Origin of the sequence: Pseudanabaena biceps PCC 7429, assembly GCF_000332215.1 — a bacterium.
Lineage (GTDB): Bacteria > Cyanobacteriota > Cyanobacteriia > Pseudanabaenales > Pseudanabaenaceae > Pseudanabaena > Pseudanabaena biceps.
In genome coordinates this window covers 1-18,325 of record NZ_ALWB01000093.1, presented here as the reverse complement: position 1 = coordinate 18,325, position 18,325 = coordinate 1, and the positions used below count along the sequence as shown (strand labels likewise).

Sequence of the window (18,325 nt, the reverse complement as noted above, 5' to 3'; positions counted from 1 at the left end):
CGATCTCCTTGGAAACCATTGCTTGTATGCTTTTCTTGCTTTTTCAGTAAGCCCTACTTACGAGATAATCTTCTATTAATCTTCGTGGTTTATGATAAATGTCTTGATCAATTAACGAGTCTGAGAATCTACTAAAGAATGCGATCGCTGGCAGCTCTCATTAAAAATTGTTTACTTGACTTAGAAATCAAAGTAAATGTCACCATCCGACAAAAGCGCCAAGAAATACATATTTTGCTGGAGTCTACCTACTTTGGCGATCGCCAAAGTTTAGTAGGAGCGATCGCTAACTGTCTTAGCGACATTGATAATCGATTGGAGTCAGCAAAAATTTATGCATTTTTGTTCGGACAGCCCTTACCTTTATGGATAGAAAAGATAGTCCTTTCTCAAGATCAGATTTCTGTAGCTAGCGAAGAGACAAAAACACAGCCCGAAAATCCAAGGATATATGCGGGAACCGCTCTAGTTAGCAGTAACGAAATAACTATCGCCGATCGCTTTATTGTTTGTGGGCTAGGCAGCCTTGGACAACATACCGTATTTAATTTAAAGAAGTTTTCCTATCGAGAGTATGAAGTAAAAATCCGCGCCATCGATAAGGTAAAGCCAGAACTAATGGAATTTGATAACTTCCACGAATTTCTTGACGAACCCATCATTTTGGGAGATTGCCGCCGTTCTGAAGTGTTAATTAAAGCGGGAATTGCTGATTGTCGAGCAATTTTATTGGTGACTAGCAACGATAATGTCAATATTGAAACAGCGATCGCCGTGCGTCGCCTCAATCCCCACATTCATATTGTGGTGCGCTCCTCAAGGCAAAATCTCAATCAATTACTCAAAGAGCAATTAGGAAACTTTGTTGCCCTCGATCCTGTGGACTTACCTGCGGCAGCCTTTGCCGTAGCAGGTTTGGGCGAGGATACCCTAGGGTTATTTCAACTTGGCGTTCATAAATTGCGCGTCGTGAACTATACCGTAGAGCCAAATGATTATCAGTTTTTGAGGATTCCCGCTTTCCAATTGCATAAAAAGCACTCTCGGCTTTTAAGTCTTGCGGAGCCTCAATCCGATCGCCTCTTTTTTCAATGGCAGCCTGATCGTACTATCCAAGTTGGCGATGAGATTGTATGTATCGAGTATGTAGAACATGATTTCCCCACAATCCATCGCCATCCAGAATTAATCGATCTTTCCTCCTATCCCAATATTTCTATTTCCCAAAAAATCAATCTCCAATTACGCAAATTTATCAGTTCGGCGTTCTGGACATCTCAATGGAAGCAGATAGTCTCTTGGTTTCAAGCTGAGAAGTCGCGCCGCCTCGTGCTATGGGGGGCAATTACGGCAATTTCCTTGTTAACGCTTAGTTCTGTTATTTTGTTTTTTAATGTGCCGAATATTTCATGGCAGAAGGCTATTTCCACCAGTATCATTTTGCTTTTAGGTGGTTATGGTGATGTCTTTGGCGGATTGGGAGGAGAGGATCAAGTCCCTTTATGGTTAATGTTGTTTTGCGTATTGATTACCTTAATCAGCTTACTGTTTGTGTTGGGAGTGGTGGGATTAGTTACCGATAAGATCCTCAGTTCTAAATTTGAATTTTTTAAGCGATCGCTTCCTCTGCCGAAGAAAGATCACATTATTCTAATTGGATTTGGGAGGCTCGGACAGAGAATCGCTGACCTTCTATTTAAATTAAAACTTCCCTTTGTAATTGTCAGTGAGAATCCCCATGATTGCGATCTTGCCGATAAAGTACCTTGGTTAACTGGCAATATCATCGAAGAGTTGTCGAAGACTAATCTAGCTACTGCTAAGAGTATGCTCTCCGTTACCGACGATCAAATGCTCAATCTTGAAGCAGCACTTTTCGCCCGTGATGCGGCGAAAAAAAACAATCGGCAAATGAATTTAGCAATCCGTACCTACGATCGCTACTTTAGCGACAATCTTTCAGAACTCTTACCCAAATCCCAATCGTTATGCGCCTATGCTCTCTCGGCTGAAGCCTTTGCGGGAGCGGCTTTTGGTGAAACTATGCTCAGCCTTTTTCGCCTTAATCAGCGCACAGTTTTAGTTGCCGAATATGTCATTTCCGAAAACGATACTTTAATTGGCAAGAATCTCTCGCAAATTGCCTATGGCTATACCGTTGTCCCTGTCTATTTAAAAACGCAACAACCTAAGGCAGATGGACATTATGAGTTTTATATGCCTTCCGATGATGAGGTTATGAAAGCAGGCGATCGCCTGACAGTTTTAGCTTCCATTTCAGGGCTGCGGCGGATCGAGTTGGGGAATCTCCATTCTCCAAAGCAATGGCAGTTACGCGCTAAAAGACCGCTTAATTCCAGCGTATTACTAGATGCGGGAAATAAGCTCAAAAATATTTCTGGTTGCGATCTTGAAGTGGCAAGGCGGTTTATGCAAAGTCTTCCTGCTGCGATCGAGCTGCCCATGTATGACACGCAAGCCTATCGATTAGGGCAAGCCCTCATGCGGCTCCTTCCCATCAAAATTTATCCCCTATAATGACGAATCTAACTCACGCGCAAACATCTCATCGATCGCCAACATCTCACCATCAGTAGTCAAGAACTTATGATCCTTGGTAGCTTTAATGCGATCGCCATTTTCTAGTTCATACCCCGAAAGTGCAAACTTTGAAACCGTGAAAGGAACTGACTTTCAGAAAGTGGTGAATTTGATCAATCACAGACCGAGAAAATCACTTGACTATCTTACTCCTTACGAAGTATTCTTTGCTTCATCATGTCATCCTTGAATTGGCGAAGTTCAAAAGCTAAAACAAGCGCTTAGGCAAAAACAAACATTAAATATTTAAGAGTTTTAAATTTATGAAAAATGGATTTGTAGGCGCTTTGGTTTTTGCTGTCATTGCGACTACAGCAGGTTCTTCAGAGGCACGCCCTATCCGCGATGGAGCTAGATATTGGGAGTTTAGCAGGCAAGAGGTCGAATCTGTGATGCGGGAGTTTGGTGGATCTCCAGGATCGATGAGATTTTTGAAGGAATTAGATCGCCGATGCAATGAAGGTCATCGTACTCAAAACTTGCCTAGGGGAAGAAATGGTCTTTTTACTTATTCGCCTAGGGGAAGAAATGGTGTTGATTTTATTTCTACCACTCGTTTCTTCTGTGCCATTACCTAAACAGTTAATTTAAAACTAGGTAGTGCTGCAAAGGAAAGGATTTTGTGTGCAAGGATGTGCGGCGCTTCGCACCGCACATCCTTATCTTTTTAGGACTACCTTAATTTTTTTCTAACTGCGATCGTTTTCCAAGTTTAGTTTGCGCTTAGTTTGGGATCGCCAAATCTAACCCACGTTCAAAAATCTCATCGATCGCTAACATCTCGCCATCAGTAGTCATGAACTTATGATCCTTAGTAGCTTTAATGCGATCGCTAGTCTTAGATACTTGCCATGACCTGATTCATAGACAAATTCAGCTTAGGAAAAACATTAGAGATAACTTGCTCGTTCTCTCGGTAAACTTTCTCAATATAAGTTCCATTCACTAAATTAAGCACCGAAAAAGTACCTAAGAGGAAATCGATAATCCAATATTCAGGAATTCCGAATTGAGCATATTCTTCGCGCTTTTCTACAGTATCCACAGTACGACAAGTTGGACTAACAATCTCAATTGCTAATAGGCAAGGCTCATACAACATATCAGGCTGATTACCTAATCCTCGTTTCTGCTCTAGAGTCATCACCAGTACATCAGGTCGGCGCGTGCGTTTACCATTAAATATTTCAGTGCTGTTAACACGTACACAGTAAGGTAATTGATATTGCTGAACTGCTGACTGTAAAAAAAACGCCAAGAACATCATCACATCGTTATGCAAAACCGTTGCTGGAGTCACTTCAATTAACTCTCCAGCATTAAAGTCATAACGCTTATCAGTGCCGTCATCATAGGTCAGATATTCTTCAAAGGTGATTTTTCTAGTAGTGGTAACAGCCATCAGTTTGTAACCTCTCTGACCATATTTAATCTTGATCGTTATTGTAACAAAGCAAATCTAACCCACGCTCAAAAATTGCATCGATCGCCAACATCTCACCATCAGTAGTCAAGAACTTATGATCCTTGGTAGCTTTAATGCGATCGCCATTTTCTAACTCATACTCAAAGACTTCTTGATTACCGCGATCGTGCCATTGAGCGATCGGTTGTGTATAGACAAATCCATTCTCATCGACACTATAAACCTGACATTCGATTTGATGTTCCACGATCTTACCGATCGGCATTAAGCCATATTCCACAGTTCGCACCAAAGTGTCGTAACTGAGGCAATACTCCGCAAAGAGAACCATCTGATCGAAGAGATCATTAGAAATTTCTTTTCTAATTCCATTCTTCGCGCAACCATCAAGGAAAATAGAACGCTGTTTTTCCATCTCTTCAGGTTTCTTTTTACCCATAGCCCGCCGCAATAAGTCCGCCGCACCAAGGGAATAGCCAGCTAATTCCTGAGCCATCTTCATGATCTGCTCTTGATAACAGTTATGGGTAACGACTCCATTGGCAAGAAAATAGGGAGAACTTTGATCTGCCATTTCAATATCAAAACATTCAGATTCTCCCCAATCTTCAACGGATACCACAAATACTGGACGAGCATCCTGTAGATATGTCTCTGTATAAATTGTTTGATACGCTTCAGCCCAACCTGTAAATTTTGTCGCATATTGCGATCGCACAGGTTTAACCATTACTCCTGATTGCAGAGAACGTTTTGCGGTTTTACGACTTTCTCGATCTGTCGTAGCGATCGCCTCTTCTAACTCTTCCTGCATTCTTAAAGATGGCACAGGAACAAAGTTATTCTTTTTCTCTCCCGTCAGTTTATTGGGTAATCTTGGCTCCCCAATTAGCTGATAAAAACGGGCAATGTCTGTAATCATTACATGGGTTGAATGCAATGAGTAGGAGATTTTTAGACTACTTAGCAATTGTCCTACTTGTTTAATTAGTTGAGTAGAAATACTACGAAAATAAGGGTTTTGCGTATAGGAACCATCGCTATCCCATAGACCTCGCAAAACATCAATGCGATCGCATTCTTGGTAATCAACTATGTCAACAGGTAAGTGCTTATCTTTAGAATTAACTTTCCAATTTCTACCGCCATAGATTGTGTCCATGAAAATAGTTAGTGGCGTTGGTTGTGGTTGCGTATTGAATTTTGCATAGGCATACCAGCAACGGGTATGAAAATAATGCTTCGGTTTACCTTTCCATGTCTCAGCGATTAGATTAGCAACCCAAGTAGCAGTTTCTTCACTAGAGCAAGCAATATTAGGAGAACTAGAGGTCAAGTGTCCGTCACCAACTAATAAACCTAACAAGTAAGCTTCATTGGGTTTAAGTGATTTATTATTTTTAGAAATTTGCCAAGTTTCATAAATGATTGAACCATTGACATGAGCATTCTTGATATTGCCCAATGGCTTTAATTCATAGGCAAAGCGATCGCCCTGTGGTGTGAGAAAACGATGCTCTGGTGTGCAGAAAATTTCTGTACCTGTTGAAAGCGTGATTTTAACAATCGATTTAATGCCACTTTGCCATTGTTTTGCAACTTTTGCTGACCATACGCGCTTACCATCGGATGAGAGGACTAGATCCCCTTTGCGAATATTCTCAATTGCTGTACTGGTGCCGTCTGGTCTAGCAATTAAAGTTCCTTTTGCAAGACATAAAACGCCATAGGTATTGTTTAAAATAGGCTCTAAAGTATGGTGCTGATACTCGATCGCTTCTCGTCCATGCTTACGATTAATGAACTTGGGAATTAGTCCTGCATCCAAAGGACCTGGGCGATAAAGCGCTAGAATCGAAGAAATATCTTCAATGTTGGAAGGTTTGAGATCTTTAACAATTTGCTTCATGCCTGACGATTCTAATTGAAAAACACCTTCGAGATCGCCTTTTTCGAGAAGCTTATAGGTTTTTTGATTTGCCTCCGTGGACATATCGGGAGCGATCGCATCGATATGAAATTGCGGATCTTGATTGTCGCGAATTAGCTTACTGGTATGTTCGATGGTAGTTAAGTTTCTCAATCCCAAGAAGTCCATTTTTAATAGACCGAGGGATTCCAAATCTTCCATTGTATATTGAGTGACTACCTGCCCTTCATTACTGCGTTGTAATGGCACAACTTCATCAAGGGGAAATGGGGAAATCACGACACCCGCTGCATGAACGCCCGAACTTTTGTTCACACCTTCAATCCGCATCGCCATGTCTAGCCATTCAAAGACTTTGGCATCTTGCTTGTAGCGATCGCGAAATTCTGGTGCTGGCGACTCCTCGGAAATCATTACCTTTAACTTCGCAGGCTTGCCACGCGATACGGGAATCATCTTCGCCATCTTATCGGCTTCGCTGTAGGAAACATCCAGCACTCGTCCCACATCCTTAAGCACTGCCTTAGAAGTCAAGCGGTTAAAGGTGACAATCTGCGCGACCCGTTCCTGACCATAGCGCTGAGTTACATAATCAATTAATTCCCCACGGTGATCGATACAGAAGTCCGTATCAATATCAGGCATCGACTTCCGTTCGGGATTGAGAAATCTCTCAAAGAGAAGTCCATGATGAATGGGGTCGATATTCGTAATTCCTAAGGAATATGCCACAAGAGAACCCGCCGCACTACCACGTCCCGGTCCCACAGGAATCTGTTTATCTCTAGCATATTTAATATAGTCCCACACCACTAGGAAGTAAGTCGCAAAGCCCATTTGCATGATAATCCCCAATTCAAAACGCAGACGCTCTTGGTAATTTTGGGGAATCTCCGCATGGGTTTTGACATTAAATCTCTGTAGCAAACCTTGCCATGTCACATCTTCAAAATAGGTGTCCGCAGTATGTCCTTCAGGAATGGGATAGTCCGCCGCACGGGGATCGCGCATCAGGTCGTAGGGCTTGACCTTATTCGCGGCATGGAGTGTATTCGCAAGGGCTTCCTCAATCAACTCATCTTCTAAATGGTCACGAAATAGCTGCTTCATCTCATCATAGGACTTGAGATATTCCATACCGCTATAACGGAGACGTTTCTCATCGGAAATGAGTTTTCCTGTTTGGATACAAAGCAAAGCATCGTGGGCTTCCACATCGGAGCAGGAGGTGAAGTGAGAGTCATTAGTAGCAATTACGCGAATATCCAATTCCCTTGCAATCTTGAAAATCTCGACATTTACAATCCGATCTTCAGGATAGCCATGATCTTGAATTTCCAAATAATAATCATCGCCAAAATGTTCCTTATACCAAGCCGCAACCCGTCGCGCTTCTTCAGGATCGCCTTTCATAATCGCCTGCGGTACTTCTCCTGCTAGACATCCCGAAGTAAGTATCAAACCTTCTTTATATTCCAGAAGATAATCTTTACTGATGCAGGGACGCGCAAAAATCCCTTTGCCTTGAAAGCCTTGTAAATGGGAAATAGAGGTTAGTTTAACGAGATTGCGATAGCCCTGAGTATCTTTGGCAAGAACACATTGGTGATATTTTTTCTTTTTCTCTTGTTTAGTAATGTCCCCATTTAAAACATACATTTCATTGCCAATAATTGGCTTAATCCCCTTAGATTTGCAGGTTTTGATCAGTTCGATCGCCCCATACATCACCCCATGATCGGTCAAGGCGATCGCAGGCATCCCCAATTCCACCGCACGACTAACTAGATCAGGAATTTGGCTTGCCCCATCGAGCAAGCTATATTCAGTATGAACATGTAATCCAACAAATCCAGTCATAGCAATCTCTAACATCAAATCTAGACCTATAGATTAACACGGGGCTATTAGAGTTCTATAGCGATCGCTTATTAGCTTATTAACTGATGTTATAGCTATATTCACTTACAGCGCTTTGTGCTCAAACCCAAACCAAGAAGATTTTTGAAAGCTTTGCAAAGCAAAGCTTTCAAAAATCTTCTTATGGTTCGTTTGATCGATAATTGCTGTAAGTACTTGCAAAACTTACGTAAAGATAATTCATGAATTATCTTTATGTGAATTCTCTTAAAGCCGATCGCAGTATTGCCGCAGTTTCGTAATTTTGTTGTTGCTCATGAAGTTGGATTGCCTTGGTAAAAGAGGCGATCGCTTCTGGGAAATAGCCGACTTTCATGAGCACAACACCTAGATTCTGGTGGGCATCAGCATAGTTCGGTTCGATCGCAATTGCGTTCTGGTAAGCAGCGATCGCCTCGGTAAAACGTCCTGAGGTTTTGAGCGCAATTCCGTAATTAAAATGTCCTTGGGCGAAATTGGGAGCGATTTGCGTCACCTTTTCAAAATAGGCGATCGCTTCTTTCTGGTTGAGTTCTTGATAGATATTTCCTAAATTAAGATAGGCGGAGAGTTTGACTAGGTTAGGAACATCTAGAGCAATTACCTGCTCGTAGGCCTTCTTGGCTAGTTCCCAGTCTGCATTTTGATGATGGGCAAGCCCCAAATGATAATGTAACTCACAGCGAATTAAATTCTGGCTCTCGGTATCGTCCAGTAAGGCTAATCCCTTTTGGAGTAACTCAATCCCCAAAAGGCGATCGGCATCTTGAGGACTACTAATGTACAAAGCACCTAATTTGTTGAGCATATAACTATCTTCAGGAAATGCTTCCAAATGCTTATGCATCAATTTTTTGGCAAACTCATACTTTTGTTTAAGCTGGATCTCGCTATCGGTATAACCATAATGCAGTAAAACGGGAATGTTTCTATTAACATTTAGCACTTGCCAATGGGGCTCTTGCGCTTGTAAAGCTAACACCGACCGATCGATCGATTCATGGTAAATACCTGTAAAGGTAATCGCAGGATGATTGCGAAATAGACGTAATACCATGGAATAGGGGGCTTGCTTTGCGGCTATTTCTGATCGCAAAAGATTCACCGCGAGACAATCATCCCGTTGCATCACTTCTTGCAAAGGAGTGATCGCCCTTTGCTCCAAAACTTCATCGGCATCAATTACGAGGATCCATTCGCCCTTAGCCCGCGCGATCGCATGGTTCCGCGCCTGTGAGAAATCATTACACCATTCAAAGGGAAATACTCTTGCTTGATATTTCTTGGCGATGGCAATGGTGCGATCGCTCGATCCTGTATCGACGACAATGATTTCATCGGCAAGCGATTGAAGACTCTCTAGGCAGTTGGCAAGGCGGCGTTCTTCGTTTTTGACAATTAAACAAGCACTTAAAATGATGGGAACTGGCGATCGGGCAAATCCTTGCTTGGTAAATTTAGCTAGTTTAGTTTTAGCTGGTTTAGTTTTAGCTGGTTTAGTATGGGACATTGATGGGGATTTGGGGATTTATTACTTAAGCTGATTTCTTTAGCTTATTTCGTTCAATATCAAATCGATAGGCTTGGAATCCAGTAAAGTTTGCTCTTTTTTCAGAATCAGGAAGAGCGAAGGCAACATGTTCAAAGGGTGACAAGTGAGCGGGTTTAGAAGTTAATAGGCGATCGTGTAGTTTCACATCATCGGCGAGACTCCGCACGCCATCATGATTGAGATAACTGACTCTGGCGCAGCGTCCCACCGCAACTTTGATGAGCTCATGCATATCTCTAATCTCCTCAATGTCTTCTGGCTTAATTAAGGGTAAATGCCATTCTCCTGTGGTTAATTGCTGCGGCTGACTCGCATCATAGGCAGCTTTCATTTTATTAGCAAGATATTGGATTTCGGGCTGTGCGTCAGGATGACAGCGCTGTTCAAAGAAGTTTTGAAATTCCGTTCCCGAACAAATTACGGTAATTGTGGAAAAAGGTTCTAAAAGGCGATTGACAACCTGTTTGTGAATGCCAATCTCTACTAGTCGTCGCGCATGACGGATCGCATCAAGCCTAGCTTCTTGCCACACTGCCGATGCTGCTTCGATTTCAGCTTCAGTTACTTCCTTTTGGGCAGACATTCCCTTTTGGTTTTTACCCCAATGTAATGGATAGACTTCTTGACTCTCGACGAGTTTAATCATTTTCTCGACGGGAATGGCGCGACTGCTGCTGCTATTTTTGCTGAGCATCCGATGGGTCATAAATTCTGAGTGAACCATGCGATGGTAGGTCAGCACAAACGTAGTTAGGCGATCACCTGTTATGTTAATGCTGTCAGCGATGATGGCGGCTTGGGGATGAAACATGATGCTTAATTCTTAATTCATTTAAGATTGTAGTCTATGGAGTATGACGGCTAGATACGATCGAACTCACGTTAATTTAGTTGGCTTGGCGTATAATAAGGTTAAATTTTGTAAAAAATTAAACTATACATGTCCACTACCATTGCGCCTGAAACCGTGACCGTTAAGCACGAGATTAAGGACATTACACTTGCCCCACTTGGTAAACAACGCATTGAATGGGCTAGCCGCGAAATGCCCGTATTGCGTCAAATTCGCGATCGCTTTGCTGCCGAAAAACCCCTCGCAGGTATCCGCATTGCTGCTTGCTGTCACGTCACCACTGAAACCGCCAACCTCGCGATCGCCCTTAAGGCAGCAGGTGCTGATGCCGTATTGATCGCCAGCAATCCTCTTTCCACCCAAGATGATGTGGCTGCTTCACTCGTTTACGATCACGGGATTTCAGTATTTGCAATCAAAGGCGAAGATAACGCTACATACCATCGTCACGTTGAAATGGCGCTTGCTCACCGTCCCCACATCATCGTTGATGACGGTAGCGATGTAACCACAACCCTCGTCCTCCACCACGCCGATCAAATTCCTGAAATCATCGGTACTACCGAAGAAACCACCACAGGCTTGGTTCGTCTTAATGCCATGTTCAAGGATGGCAAGTTGACCTTCCCTGCGATCGCAGTTAACGACGCTGAAACCAAGCATTTCTTTGATAACCGCTACGGTACTGGTCAATCTACCCTCGATGGTATTATCCGCGCTACCAATATTTTGTTGGCTGGTAAAGTGATCGTTGTCGCTGGTTACGGCTGGTGTGGTAAGGGCGTTGCTCTCCGCGCACGCGGTATGGGTGCAAACGTTGTGGTCACCGAAATCAATCCTGTTGCTGCGATCGAAGCCGCTATGGATGGATTCCGCGTGATGCCTATGGATGAAGCCGCTAAGGTTGGCGATATCTTCATCACCGTGACTGGGAATAAGCACGTTATCCGTCGCGAACATTTTGAAACCATGAAAGATGGTGCGATCGTGGCTAACTCTGGTCACTTCGATTTAGAAATCGACCTCGTTGCTCTCAACGATCTCAGCGAATCTGCCAGCTTCGTGCGTAACTTTACTCAAGAATATCAACTCAAGTCTGGCAAATCCGTCATCGTCATCGGTGAAGGTCGCCTAGTTAACCTCGCTGCGGCTGAAGGTCACCCTGCTAGCGTTATGGACATGAGCTTCGCGAACCAAGCTCTTGCCTGTGAATTCCTCGTTAAGAATAAGGGCAATTTACCTGCTGGTGTTGTACCTATTCCTAAGGATGTCGATCAAGAAATCGCTCGCTTGAAGTTACAAGCAATGGGTATCAAGATTGATACGCTCACTCCTGAGCAAGTTCACTACCTCAATTCTTGGACTGAAGGAACATAATCAAAAAAGGGAGCGCTAAGCGCTCCCTTTTTTTGTGAATGCGAGCAATCATGAATATGCCAAATAAGGTATATTGGATGTGAATCAACAAATCAGAGAACAAATAAATGACTCAGAATCAGATCCCTGAAGTTATTCAAGGTGGCGACAATGTGTTTAAGGATTTGGGCTTTGCGCCTGAAGAGGCTCTTAATCTCAAAATTCGGGCTGACTTGATGTTGAATATTAAGCGGTTCATTCAGTCTCAAGGATGGACGCAAAAGCAAGCGGCTTTGTTTTTTGGTGAAACTCAACCTCGAATTAGCGATTTGATCAATGGCGATATTGAGAGGTTTAGCCTTGATAAGTTGGTGATGATGTTGGTGCGTGCAGGGATGGATGTGAGGTTTGAGGTAAATGTGAAGGCTGCTTAAGAGTTGCTGATTTCTAGCTTCATTCTTGGTCAGATTGTCGATACTGCAACATTTGCTGATAGCGCTTTTGTCCAATTTCTATATCTAATTTTGAAGTCTTTTGCGTTTTCTTTTGAAAGGCATGGAGAACGTAAACGGCTTCTGCAAATCTGGCAACATAAAAGATTCGATAAGCATCTTCAGTCCGAATACGAATTTCTTCAACACCTAAACCAACGGTCGGCATGGGTTTAAAATCTGAAGGTGTATCACCACCCTGAATTGCTCTTAGTTGGAAACCTGCTTTTTTACGAACTGTATCAGGAAAATTTGTTAGGTCATTTAGGGATGAGCCGATCCAGCGAATTGGTTTATCAGTCATACCCTTTGACTCTCATTATTTTCTTCCATCACGGACAGTAAAAATTCGCGCAATTTATCACGTCCTAAGCCTCGATAAACATTCACTTCACAGCAAATATTTTGAGGTTGCTCGGCTTTGGCAAAGCGAACAATTCCTTTAGATGGTTCATCGGCATAAATTAATGGAAGTTCTGCTTTTCTGAGAATTGCCGCTTTTTTGCGATCTGCTTCTTGGCGATCGGGTAAGTCATGATAAGGGCTTTGGCGTTCTATCGCGATTATAGGTAAAGAAAACATAGCTTCATGGCGACAAATCAAAATATCGAGAGAGCTACAACTCTTGATAAATCTCTGTAATTCATAATGGAGACTTGCTTCTAGTCCATTTTTCTGAACTATACGCGCAAGGGAAACTTCAGGAAATAAACGGTATTGAGTTTTATCTTGCAAAACTCCTTCAATCAATTCCATCAAACAAATTTGTCCCTGATGAAGAAAAGATTTTCCTTCTTGAACTTGGCTCATGTACATGGTAGATCCTCGGTTTTTCATAGTTGTTTTTGCCTAAAAATCGTCGTCAATCGCAGAATCCTCAGATTGTTCATCATCAATTTGAATCTCAGGTTTATCTCCATTAGAACGCAGAAAAATCTCAATATTATTAATCAAATCTTGTATAAGATTTTTGATTTCTAAATGCTGAGATAATGAAATCCGTGATGTTGACGGAAATCTTTGATCTGAGCTAATCTCATAACAAATGTCTTGTGCAGTCATATCCAATATCAAAGGATTGTAGTCAAAACTTGGCAAATTATAGAATTTGGAAGTCGAATACGTATGTTCTTCAAAATCAGACAAATTTACGTTTATTTTTTCACTCAATTCAATAATTCTTCCAAAAAATTCAGGCTTTTCTGATGGTGGTATATAGAGCTTTTTAAAATATGAATCTGCATCCTCATTGATTCCAAAAACTTCATTGTAAATAGTAATAGTCCAATGAAATCTAGCTATATGATTAGTCCAAATTTTGTCATGAATAGACAGAGCAAGTTCTGATTGTTGCTGTACAACGTACATAGCAACTTTTGGACGCTTAGAATCAGTCTTAGGAATGATCGTTGCGTACTGTTTTCGATAACGAACCTCGTATAAATCCTTTAAACCAAGTTCATCTAATATCGCAATTACCGTCTCAATAGTCGGTATGCCAGAAGAATTAACTCCTGTACTTGCTGTTGAAGATGACTCCTCCTGATGGAGCAAATCACTGATACCCAATAAAGACTGGAGTTGCTTGACATCCCAAGCGATCTTTTGAGTACCATCATCGAGCGTTAATAGCTCAACATTTAAGGGTTGCCTATTCACGATTCTCATATACCCTAACACACTAATTTGGTTGCTTGGATATACCCTAACACACTAATTTGGCTTTTTGGGTAAATCTAGCAAAAAAATTTTAGTATTTGCTATACACAAAAAATCAGTTAATTTTCTGACTCGTCACTTGACTTAGTAACTTCAAACTTAGTACGCGGCAAAGCCGCCACGATCGCATCTAATACTTTAGTTACAGGTACGATTTCCATTCCGTAATTTTGCATTACCTGCATACTGGGAATAATTGCCCGTTTAAATCCTAATTTTGCGGCTTCCTTTAAGCGCATATCTAATTGCGATACGGGGCGCACCTGTCCGCCTAAACCCACTTCACCGATCATCACTGTACGCGGATCAACCGTGCGATCGCGGAAACTTGCTGCTACAGCGATCGCTACACCAAGATCCACCGCAGGTTCCGCCACATTCAAGCCACCCGCCGCCGCCACATAGGCATCAAGTTTTGATAAGGGAATCCCAATTCTTTTTTCAAGAACCGCCAGAATTTGCAGAAAGCGATTAGTCTCTATACCAGTTGTGGTGCGGCGCGGCGATGAATAACTGGTCGGACTGACGAGGGCTTGTAGTTCCACCACAATTGGGCGCGTTCCCTCACAGGCGACAATCGTGGCGGTTCCGGGGACAGATTCATCGCGATTGCCGAGAAATAATTCCGAGGGATTGGAAACTTCGCGCAAACCGCGATCGATCATCTCAAATACACCGATTTCCTGCGTTGCCCCAAAGCGATTTTTGACCGATCGCAATAATCTGTGAGTTGCAAAGCGATCGCCTTCAAAATAAAGAACCGTATCAACCATATGTTCTAATACTTTTGGCCCCGCGATCGAGCCTTCCTTGGTTACATGACCAACGATAAATAGTGAGATATTCTCGCGCTTAGCGACACGCATCAATGCCGCCGTACATTCCCGCACTTGGGAAACAGAACCAGGGGCAGCATTTAAGTTTGAGAAATAGAGGGCTTGAATACTATCGATTACAGCAACCTTGGGACGAAGAGATTGTAATTCTCTCAGGACTGTTTCTAAATCTGTTTCTGCTAATAAATAGAGATCTTCAGAGTTCTCTTCTAAGATTCCCAATCGCTGCGATCGCAGTTTTACCTGTTGTGCTGATTCCTCGGCACAGACATAGAGCGTGGGATAACGGCTCATCAATTTTTGCGCCATACCCAGCAATAGCGTACTTTTGCCAATTCCTGGTTCACCACCAATCAGCACAAGGGAACCTGCCACAATGCCACCACCTAAAACGCGATCGAGTTCTTCATAGCCAGAAGGCGATCGGGCTTGGTCATTATCGGTAATTTGCGAGAGGGTTAAGGATTCTCTAGGTTTGGCTTTGCCCGTGGATTTGGCTGTACCAAGATGCGAGAATGTAGCGATCGCATTGGTATTTGCGGACACGACAGGAATTAGTTCCTCTTGCAAGGTTCCCCAACTGGAGCAAGCAGGACATTTCCCATACATCTGCGGGAAGTCTTCACCGCAGTTATTACATACATATCGAGATTTTGCTTTTGCCATTGTTTCAATATATAACAGGCTTAATGATAAGGGTAGGATTGGCCGCGCAGAGCGCTGCAAATCCTAGTAAAAAAAGCGAAATTTGCTATACTAGAGAGCAAACTCACCGCTTAGATTTTTGTGTCTGCAAGAGATATTTACCATAACACTGTGAGACTTGCTTTAGAAAAGGATGGCTGGACAATCACTCACGATCCATTTCCTCTTCAAATTGGCAAGAAACGTTTATCGGCAGATTTGGGAGCAGAACGCTTAATCAGCGCTGAGAAAGAATTGCAGAAGATTGTCGTTGAAGTAAAAAGCTTTGTAGGGCAGTCTGACGTAAAAGACTTACAGCAAGCGTTGGGGCAGTATGTCTTGTATAGTCAAATTCTCAATCAGATGGAGGTTAAACGAGTTCTTTATCTTGCTGTATCTCAGCCAACTTTCAACAGTGTTTTTACTATAGAGTTGGGATAGATTTTGCTAAAAAATCAAATTGTTCGATTAATTGTCTTTGATGATGAAAGTGAGATAATTGTAAAATGGATACCCGATTAAAATATCAAAGCATCATTAAGAATGTTCTTCAAAGTCATGCTGACTATCGTGCTACTTTACCTGATGGTTATTCCTCTCAAGTTGTGTTTGATGATGAACGAGGGCAGTACCTAGTTTTAGATGTTGGCTGGAGTGGTAATAAGTATCTCCATGCAACACCAATTCATATCTGTTTGATTGTGGATAAAGTCTGGGTTCAATGTGATGATACTGAGGAAGGTATAGCTACTGATTTAGTGGAAGCAGGTATTCCCAAAGAGGATATAGTGCTCGGCTTCCGTTATCCTAAGATACGCGAGTATACAGGGTTCGCTATAGCTTAATGGGGACATAATCGTGTGTAACTAAGTATTATATAATCTACACGATAATACATAGTCAGCTATAAACAAACCATCAAATATTCTCAACATGATTAGCAGCCAGAAAATGATTACTTACGAACTTACCCGATGGGATATGCTCGCAGGCTTTATGACGGTAGGTTTCCGAAATCGAATTCTACTGGTATTTATATTTGCTGTACCTTTGTTCAATCGATTGCTGACTCTTGCTCCCAAGTTTGGCACTCATTCCTTACCTTACTTATTATTCGACTTGCTGATCTATCTTGTTGGATTTGCTGCTGTCTTTATCATTTTGCAAGTCGTTTTTGGATTAGTCAATGCCTTCACACCTAAACATCGCGGCGTAGTAGGAAGACACGTCTTAGAGATTACAGAAGAGGGACTGGTAGAGCGAACGGACTTCAATGAGACATTACACAAGTGGTCTTCTATTTGCCGTATCCTCTCACTTTGGGGATATATTTATATTTACGTCAGTGACAGCAATTCATACCAAATCCCGAAGAGGTGCTTTCCTCCTTTGGTGATTGAAGACTTCTTGTCCGATATACGCCGAAGGGCAAAACAGATTAACTCCTAAAGAAGTGCGATCGCTGATCTTGTAGCGTGCGTTAATGAAATGTAACGCACATTTTTGATGTTTGTTGTTAATACGTTACGCTGCGCTAACCCATGCTACTACCATAGTCAAATTAGACAGGATTTTCCCAGCAATATTTATGATGTACTTTCTCTTGATTCGCAAAATCTCGCCGTACACCGCCCCTGATATTCTGCTGGGCGCATTTACTTCCGAACAGGCAACACAGGATGCACGCAAATCGTATCTTGATCGGTATCGCCCGACGGATAAAAAAACTACGACGAATGGTTGGCTCGCTCAAATCTTCCCTTGGCTTCGGTGTCAGCCCGAAACAGACCCGAATGGCGATCCGTGGCACAAACAAGCATACAAATCCGATGGACTAACCGAAGACGATTTGATCATTCAGACTTTCGACATGGAAGGCGATCCAACGTTCAACGAGATCTCCGTTGTGAGCTGTTACTACGATACAATGGGGCAAATCTTTCGAGAAATTGACTCGATACATCCAAATCGGCTAGTGGCTGAACAGCGGATGAAAGAAATTGAAACCATTGCCGAGAATGCACCCGCCACCGATCATATGCCACCCAATCAGTTTAGTACGCAAACGATACGAATCAATGAGATTCACTCTGATGCTCCTGAACAGCAACCTATTCGGTAACACGAATGGGATAATAGTCTTGATTAGCGATATTCCTCAATTAGGTGTTAAATCAGCGGTGCAGGCAATCATTTTTGTTGGTATTCAAGCAAGTGGCAAATCAACCTTCTACAGCCAATGTTTTTCCAATACTCACATTCGGATCAACTTAGATATGCTTAAGACCAGACATCGAGAAAAGCGTCTTGTAGAAACCTGTCTGGAAATTGGGCAACCCTTTGTTGTCGATAACACCAATCCTACACCTGAAGAACGCGATCGCTACATTTCTTTAGCCAAGAGTAACAGGTTCCGTATCACTGGTTATTATTTTGAATCCAAAATTGCAAATTCAATCCAACGAAATCAGAACCGTGAGCTTGGACATCAGGTTCCAGAAAAAGCGATTAGAGGGACATCCGCACGATTGGTAGTTCCGACCTATACAGAAGGGTTTGACGAACTATATTATGTTCGGTTAGTACTAGGAGAATTTACAGTACAGGAGTGGATTGATGAAGTTTAACGAATTGGATACAAAGCTCAGAGTTTTTGAGACAGCCCATGATCTCTGTGTATTATCAGGTATCTTTATGGTTGCTAGAATAGATGGGCGGAACTTCACCCGATTGACAAAAGAAATCCACAAATTTGAGACTCCTTTTGATGCGCAATTTCGAGATTATATGGTGTCTACGGTAAAACATTTGATGGATTGTGGATTCCGAGTTATCTACGGCTATACCCAGAGTGACGAGATATCGCTTCTATTGCATCGAGATGAAGAAAGCTTTGGTCGTAAACTACGCAAACTTAATTCGTAAGAATTCAGGTAAGAATAGGAATGAGAGAAATAGAAGAAGGATCAATTAAAGCT

15 protein-coding genes and 6 pseudogenes are annotated in these 18,325 nt (G+C 42.3%); 11 read left to right on the top strand and 10 right to left on the bottom strand.

Translation table 11 applies throughout. From position 1 onward, the window contains the following. Positions 1 to 138: 138 nt before the first annotated feature. The 3 genes and pseudogenes from PSE7429_RS11880 to PSE7429_RS11875 all read left to right on the top strand — a co-directional run bounded on the left by PSE7429_RS11880 (position 139) and on the right by PSE7429_RS11875 (position 3,179). Positions 139 to 2,538 carry a potassium channel family protein gene (locus PSE7429_RS11880; RefSeq protein ID WP_009627439.1) on the top strand — a complete coding sequence of 800 codons (2,400 nt, stop codon included), beginning with the start codon at positions 139 to 141 and terminating at the stop codon, positions 2,536 to 2,538. A gap of 112 nt (positions 2,539 to 2,650) precedes the next feature. Further along, positions 2,651 to 2,791: pseudogene (locus PSE7429_RS28170) on the top strand (IS30 family transposase); the annotation flags it as partial. A 73-nt stretch (positions 2,792 to 2,864) separates the two neighbouring features. After that, positions 2,865 to 3,179, top strand: a complete 315-nt coding sequence (locus PSE7429_RS11875; protein WP_009627438.1) for a hypothetical protein — start codon at positions 2,865 to 2,867, stop codon at positions 3,177 to 3,179. 260 nt (positions 3,180 to 3,439) lie between these two features. Here the strand turns inward: PSE7429_RS11875 and PSE7429_RS11870 are convergent, their stop codons facing one another. The 6 genes and pseudogenes from PSE7429_RS11870 to PSE7429_RS11855 all read right to left on the bottom strand — a co-directional run bounded on the left by PSE7429_RS11870 (position 3,440) and on the right by PSE7429_RS11855 (position 10,219). Continuing rightward, positions 3,440 to 4,003, bottom strand: coding sequence for a Uma2 family endonuclease (locus PSE7429_RS11870; RefSeq protein WP_009627436.1), 564 nt, complete (start codon positions 4,001 to 4,003; stop codon positions 3,440 to 3,442). Positions 4,004 to 4,028: 25 nt separating this feature from the next. Continuing rightward, positions 4,029 to 4,544 (bottom strand): annotated as a pseudogene (locus PSE7429_RS27975) (DNA polymerase III subunit alpha); the annotation flags it as partial. A gap of 423 nt (positions 4,545 to 4,967) precedes the next feature. Next, positions 4,968 to 5,684 (bottom strand): annotated as a pseudogene (locus PSE7429_RS27970) (LAGLIDADG family homing endonuclease); the annotation flags it as partial. A 63-nt stretch (positions 5,685 to 5,747) separates the two neighbouring features. Then, positions 5,748 to 7,817, bottom strand: a pseudogene (gene dnaE, locus PSE7429_RS27965) (DNA polymerase III subunit alpha); the annotation flags it as partial. 253 nt (positions 7,818 to 8,070) lie between these two features. Continuing rightward, positions 8,071 to 9,366, bottom strand: a complete 1,296-nt coding sequence (locus PSE7429_RS11860; RefSeq protein ID WP_009627434.1) for a glycosyltransferase — start codon at positions 9,364 to 9,366, stop codon at positions 8,071 to 8,073. 25 nt (positions 9,367 to 9,391) lie between these two features. Next, a complete protein-coding gene (locus PSE7429_RS11855) occupies positions 9,392 to 10,219 on the bottom strand; it encodes an FAD-dependent thymidylate synthase (RefSeq protein ID WP_009627433.1) in 828 nt (275 codons plus the stop codon). 129 nt (positions 10,220 to 10,348) lie between these two features. Between PSE7429_RS11855 and ahcY the strand changes: the two genes are divergently transcribed. Both ahcY and PSE7429_RS11845 read left to right on the top strand, forming a co-directional pair. Further along, positions 10,349 to 11,638 carry an adenosylhomocysteinase gene (ahcY, locus tag PSE7429_RS11850; protein ID WP_009627432.1) on the top strand — a complete coding sequence of 430 codons (1,290 nt, stop codon included), beginning with the start codon at positions 10,349 to 10,351 and terminating at the stop codon, positions 11,636 to 11,638. A 107-nt stretch (positions 11,639 to 11,745) separates the two neighbouring features. Beyond that, positions 11,746 to 12,051 carry a helix-turn-helix domain-containing protein gene (locus PSE7429_RS11845; RefSeq protein WP_009627431.1) on the top strand — a complete coding sequence of 102 codons (306 nt, stop codon included), beginning with the start codon at positions 11,746 to 11,748 and terminating at the stop codon, positions 12,049 to 12,051. A gap of 19 nt (positions 12,052 to 12,070) precedes the next feature. On the opposite strand, the gene PSE7429_RS11840 is transcribed toward PSE7429_RS11845, so the two are convergent. The 4 genes from PSE7429_RS11840 to radA all read right to left on the bottom strand — a co-directional run bounded on the left by PSE7429_RS11840 (position 12,071) and on the right by radA (position 15,329). Continuing rightward, complete coding sequence (locus PSE7429_RS11840) at positions 12,071 to 12,412, bottom strand: type II toxin-antitoxin system RelE/ParE family toxin (protein ID WP_009627430.1); 342 nt, start codon at positions 12,410 to 12,412, stop codon at positions 12,071 to 12,073. Then, complete coding sequence (locus PSE7429_RS11835) at positions 12,409 to 12,945, bottom strand: DUF2726 domain-containing protein (protein ID WP_083888401.1); 537 nt, start codon at positions 12,943 to 12,945, stop codon at positions 12,409 to 12,411. Before PSE7429_RS11835 ends, PSE7429_RS11840 begins: the two co-directional genes overlap by 4 nt. A 12-nt stretch (positions 12,946 to 12,957) precedes the next feature. Beyond that, entirely contained in the window at positions 12,958 to 13,767 is an 810-nt protein-coding gene (locus PSE7429_RS11830) for a hypothetical protein (protein WP_158467632.1), read from the bottom strand. Positions 13,768 to 13,886: 119 nt separating this feature from the next. Then, the gene (gene radA, locus PSE7429_RS11825) at positions 13,887 to 15,329 is read right to left on the bottom strand and encodes a DNA repair protein RadA (protein WP_009627427.1); all 1,443 of its coding nucleotides are present in this window, start codon (positions 15,327 to 15,329) and stop codon (positions 13,887 to 13,889) included. A gap of 120 nt (positions 15,330 to 15,449) precedes the next feature. Between radA and PSE7429_RS11820 the strand changes: the two are divergent. The 6 genes and pseudogenes from PSE7429_RS11820 to PSE7429_RS11795 form a co-directional block, all read left to right on the top strand. Beyond that, a pseudogene (locus PSE7429_RS11820) lies at positions 15,450 to 15,869 on the top strand (element excision factor XisH family protein). After that, positions 15,854 to 16,192, top strand: a complete 339-nt coding sequence (locus PSE7429_RS11815) for a XisI protein (protein WP_009627425.1) — start codon at positions 15,854 to 15,856, stop codon at positions 16,190 to 16,192. The pseudogene PSE7429_RS11820 and the gene PSE7429_RS11815 overlap by 16 nt, the downstream one beginning before the upstream one ends. 106 nt (positions 16,193 to 16,298) lie before the next feature. Beyond that, a complete protein-coding gene (locus PSE7429_RS11810; RefSeq protein ID WP_009627424.1) occupies positions 16,299 to 16,796 on the top strand; it encodes a YcxB family protein in 498 nt (165 codons plus the stop codon). Between the two features lie 139 nt (positions 16,797 to 16,935). After that, on the top strand, positions 16,936 to 17,469 hold the full coding sequence (locus PSE7429_RS11805) for a hypothetical protein (protein WP_009627423.1): 534 nt from the start codon (positions 16,936 to 16,938) through the stop codon (positions 17,467 to 17,469). A 58-nt stretch (positions 17,470 to 17,527) separates the two neighbouring features. After that, positions 17,528 to 17,974 carry an AAA family ATPase gene (locus PSE7429_RS11800; RefSeq protein ID WP_040688400.1) on the top strand — a complete coding sequence of 149 codons (447 nt, stop codon included), beginning with the start codon at positions 17,528 to 17,530 and terminating at the stop codon, positions 17,972 to 17,974. Continuing rightward, positions 17,964 to 18,269: pseudogene (locus tag PSE7429_RS11795) on the top strand (tRNA(His) guanylyltransferase Thg1 family protein); the annotation flags it as partial. The gene PSE7429_RS11800 and the pseudogene PSE7429_RS11795, both read left to right, overlap by 11 nt. Positions 18,270 to 18,325 lie beyond the last annotated feature (56 nt).

Bases quoted from the DNA above. Each gene is read 5' to 3' on its own strand.
- PSE7429_RS11880 (WP_009627439.1), top strand. From the start codon at position 139: ATGCGATCGCTGGCAGCTCTCATTAAAAATTGTTTACTTGACTTAGAA.
- PSE7429_RS11875 (WP_009627438.1), top strand. From the start codon at position 2,865: ATGAAAAATGGATTTGTAGGCGCTTTGGTTTTTGCTGTCATTGCGACT.
- PSE7429_RS11870 (WP_009627436.1), bottom strand. From the start codon at position 4,003: ATGGCTGTTACCACTACTAGAAAAATCACCTTTGAAGAATATCTGACC.
- PSE7429_RS11860 (WP_009627434.1), bottom strand. From the start codon at position 9,366: ATGTCCCATACTAAACCAGCTAAAACTAAACCAGCTAAAACTAAACTA.
- PSE7429_RS11855 (WP_009627433.1), bottom strand. From the start codon at position 10,219: ATGTTTCATCCCCAAGCCGCCATCATCGCTGACAGCATTAACATAACA.
- ahcY (WP_009627432.1), top strand. From the start codon at position 10,349: ATGTCCACTACCATTGCGCCTGAAACCGTGACCGTTAAGCACGAGATT.
- PSE7429_RS11845 (WP_009627431.1), top strand. From the start codon at position 11,746: ATGACTCAGAATCAGATCCCTGAAGTTATTCAAGGTGGCGACAATGTG.
- PSE7429_RS11840 (WP_009627430.1), bottom strand. From the start codon at position 12,412: ATGACTGATAAACCAATTCGCTGGATCGGCTCATCCCTAAATGACCTA.
- PSE7429_RS11835 (WP_083888401.1), bottom strand. From the start codon at position 12,945: ATGAAAAACCGAGGATCTACCATGTACATGAGCCAAGTTCAAGAAGGA.
- radA (WP_009627427.1), bottom strand. From the start codon at position 15,329: ATGGCAAAAGCAAAATCTCGATATGTATGTAATAACTGCGGTGAAGAC.
- PSE7429_RS11815 (WP_009627425.1), top strand. From the start codon at position 15,854: ATGGATACCCGATTAAAATATCAAAGCATCATTAAGAATGTTCTTCAA.
- PSE7429_RS11810 (WP_009627424.1), top strand. From the start codon at position 16,299: ATGATTACTTACGAACTTACCCGATGGGATATGCTCGCAGGCTTTATG.
- PSE7429_RS11805 (WP_009627423.1), top strand. From the start codon at position 16,936: ATGATGTACTTTCTCTTGATTCGCAAAATCTCGCCGTACACCGCCCCT.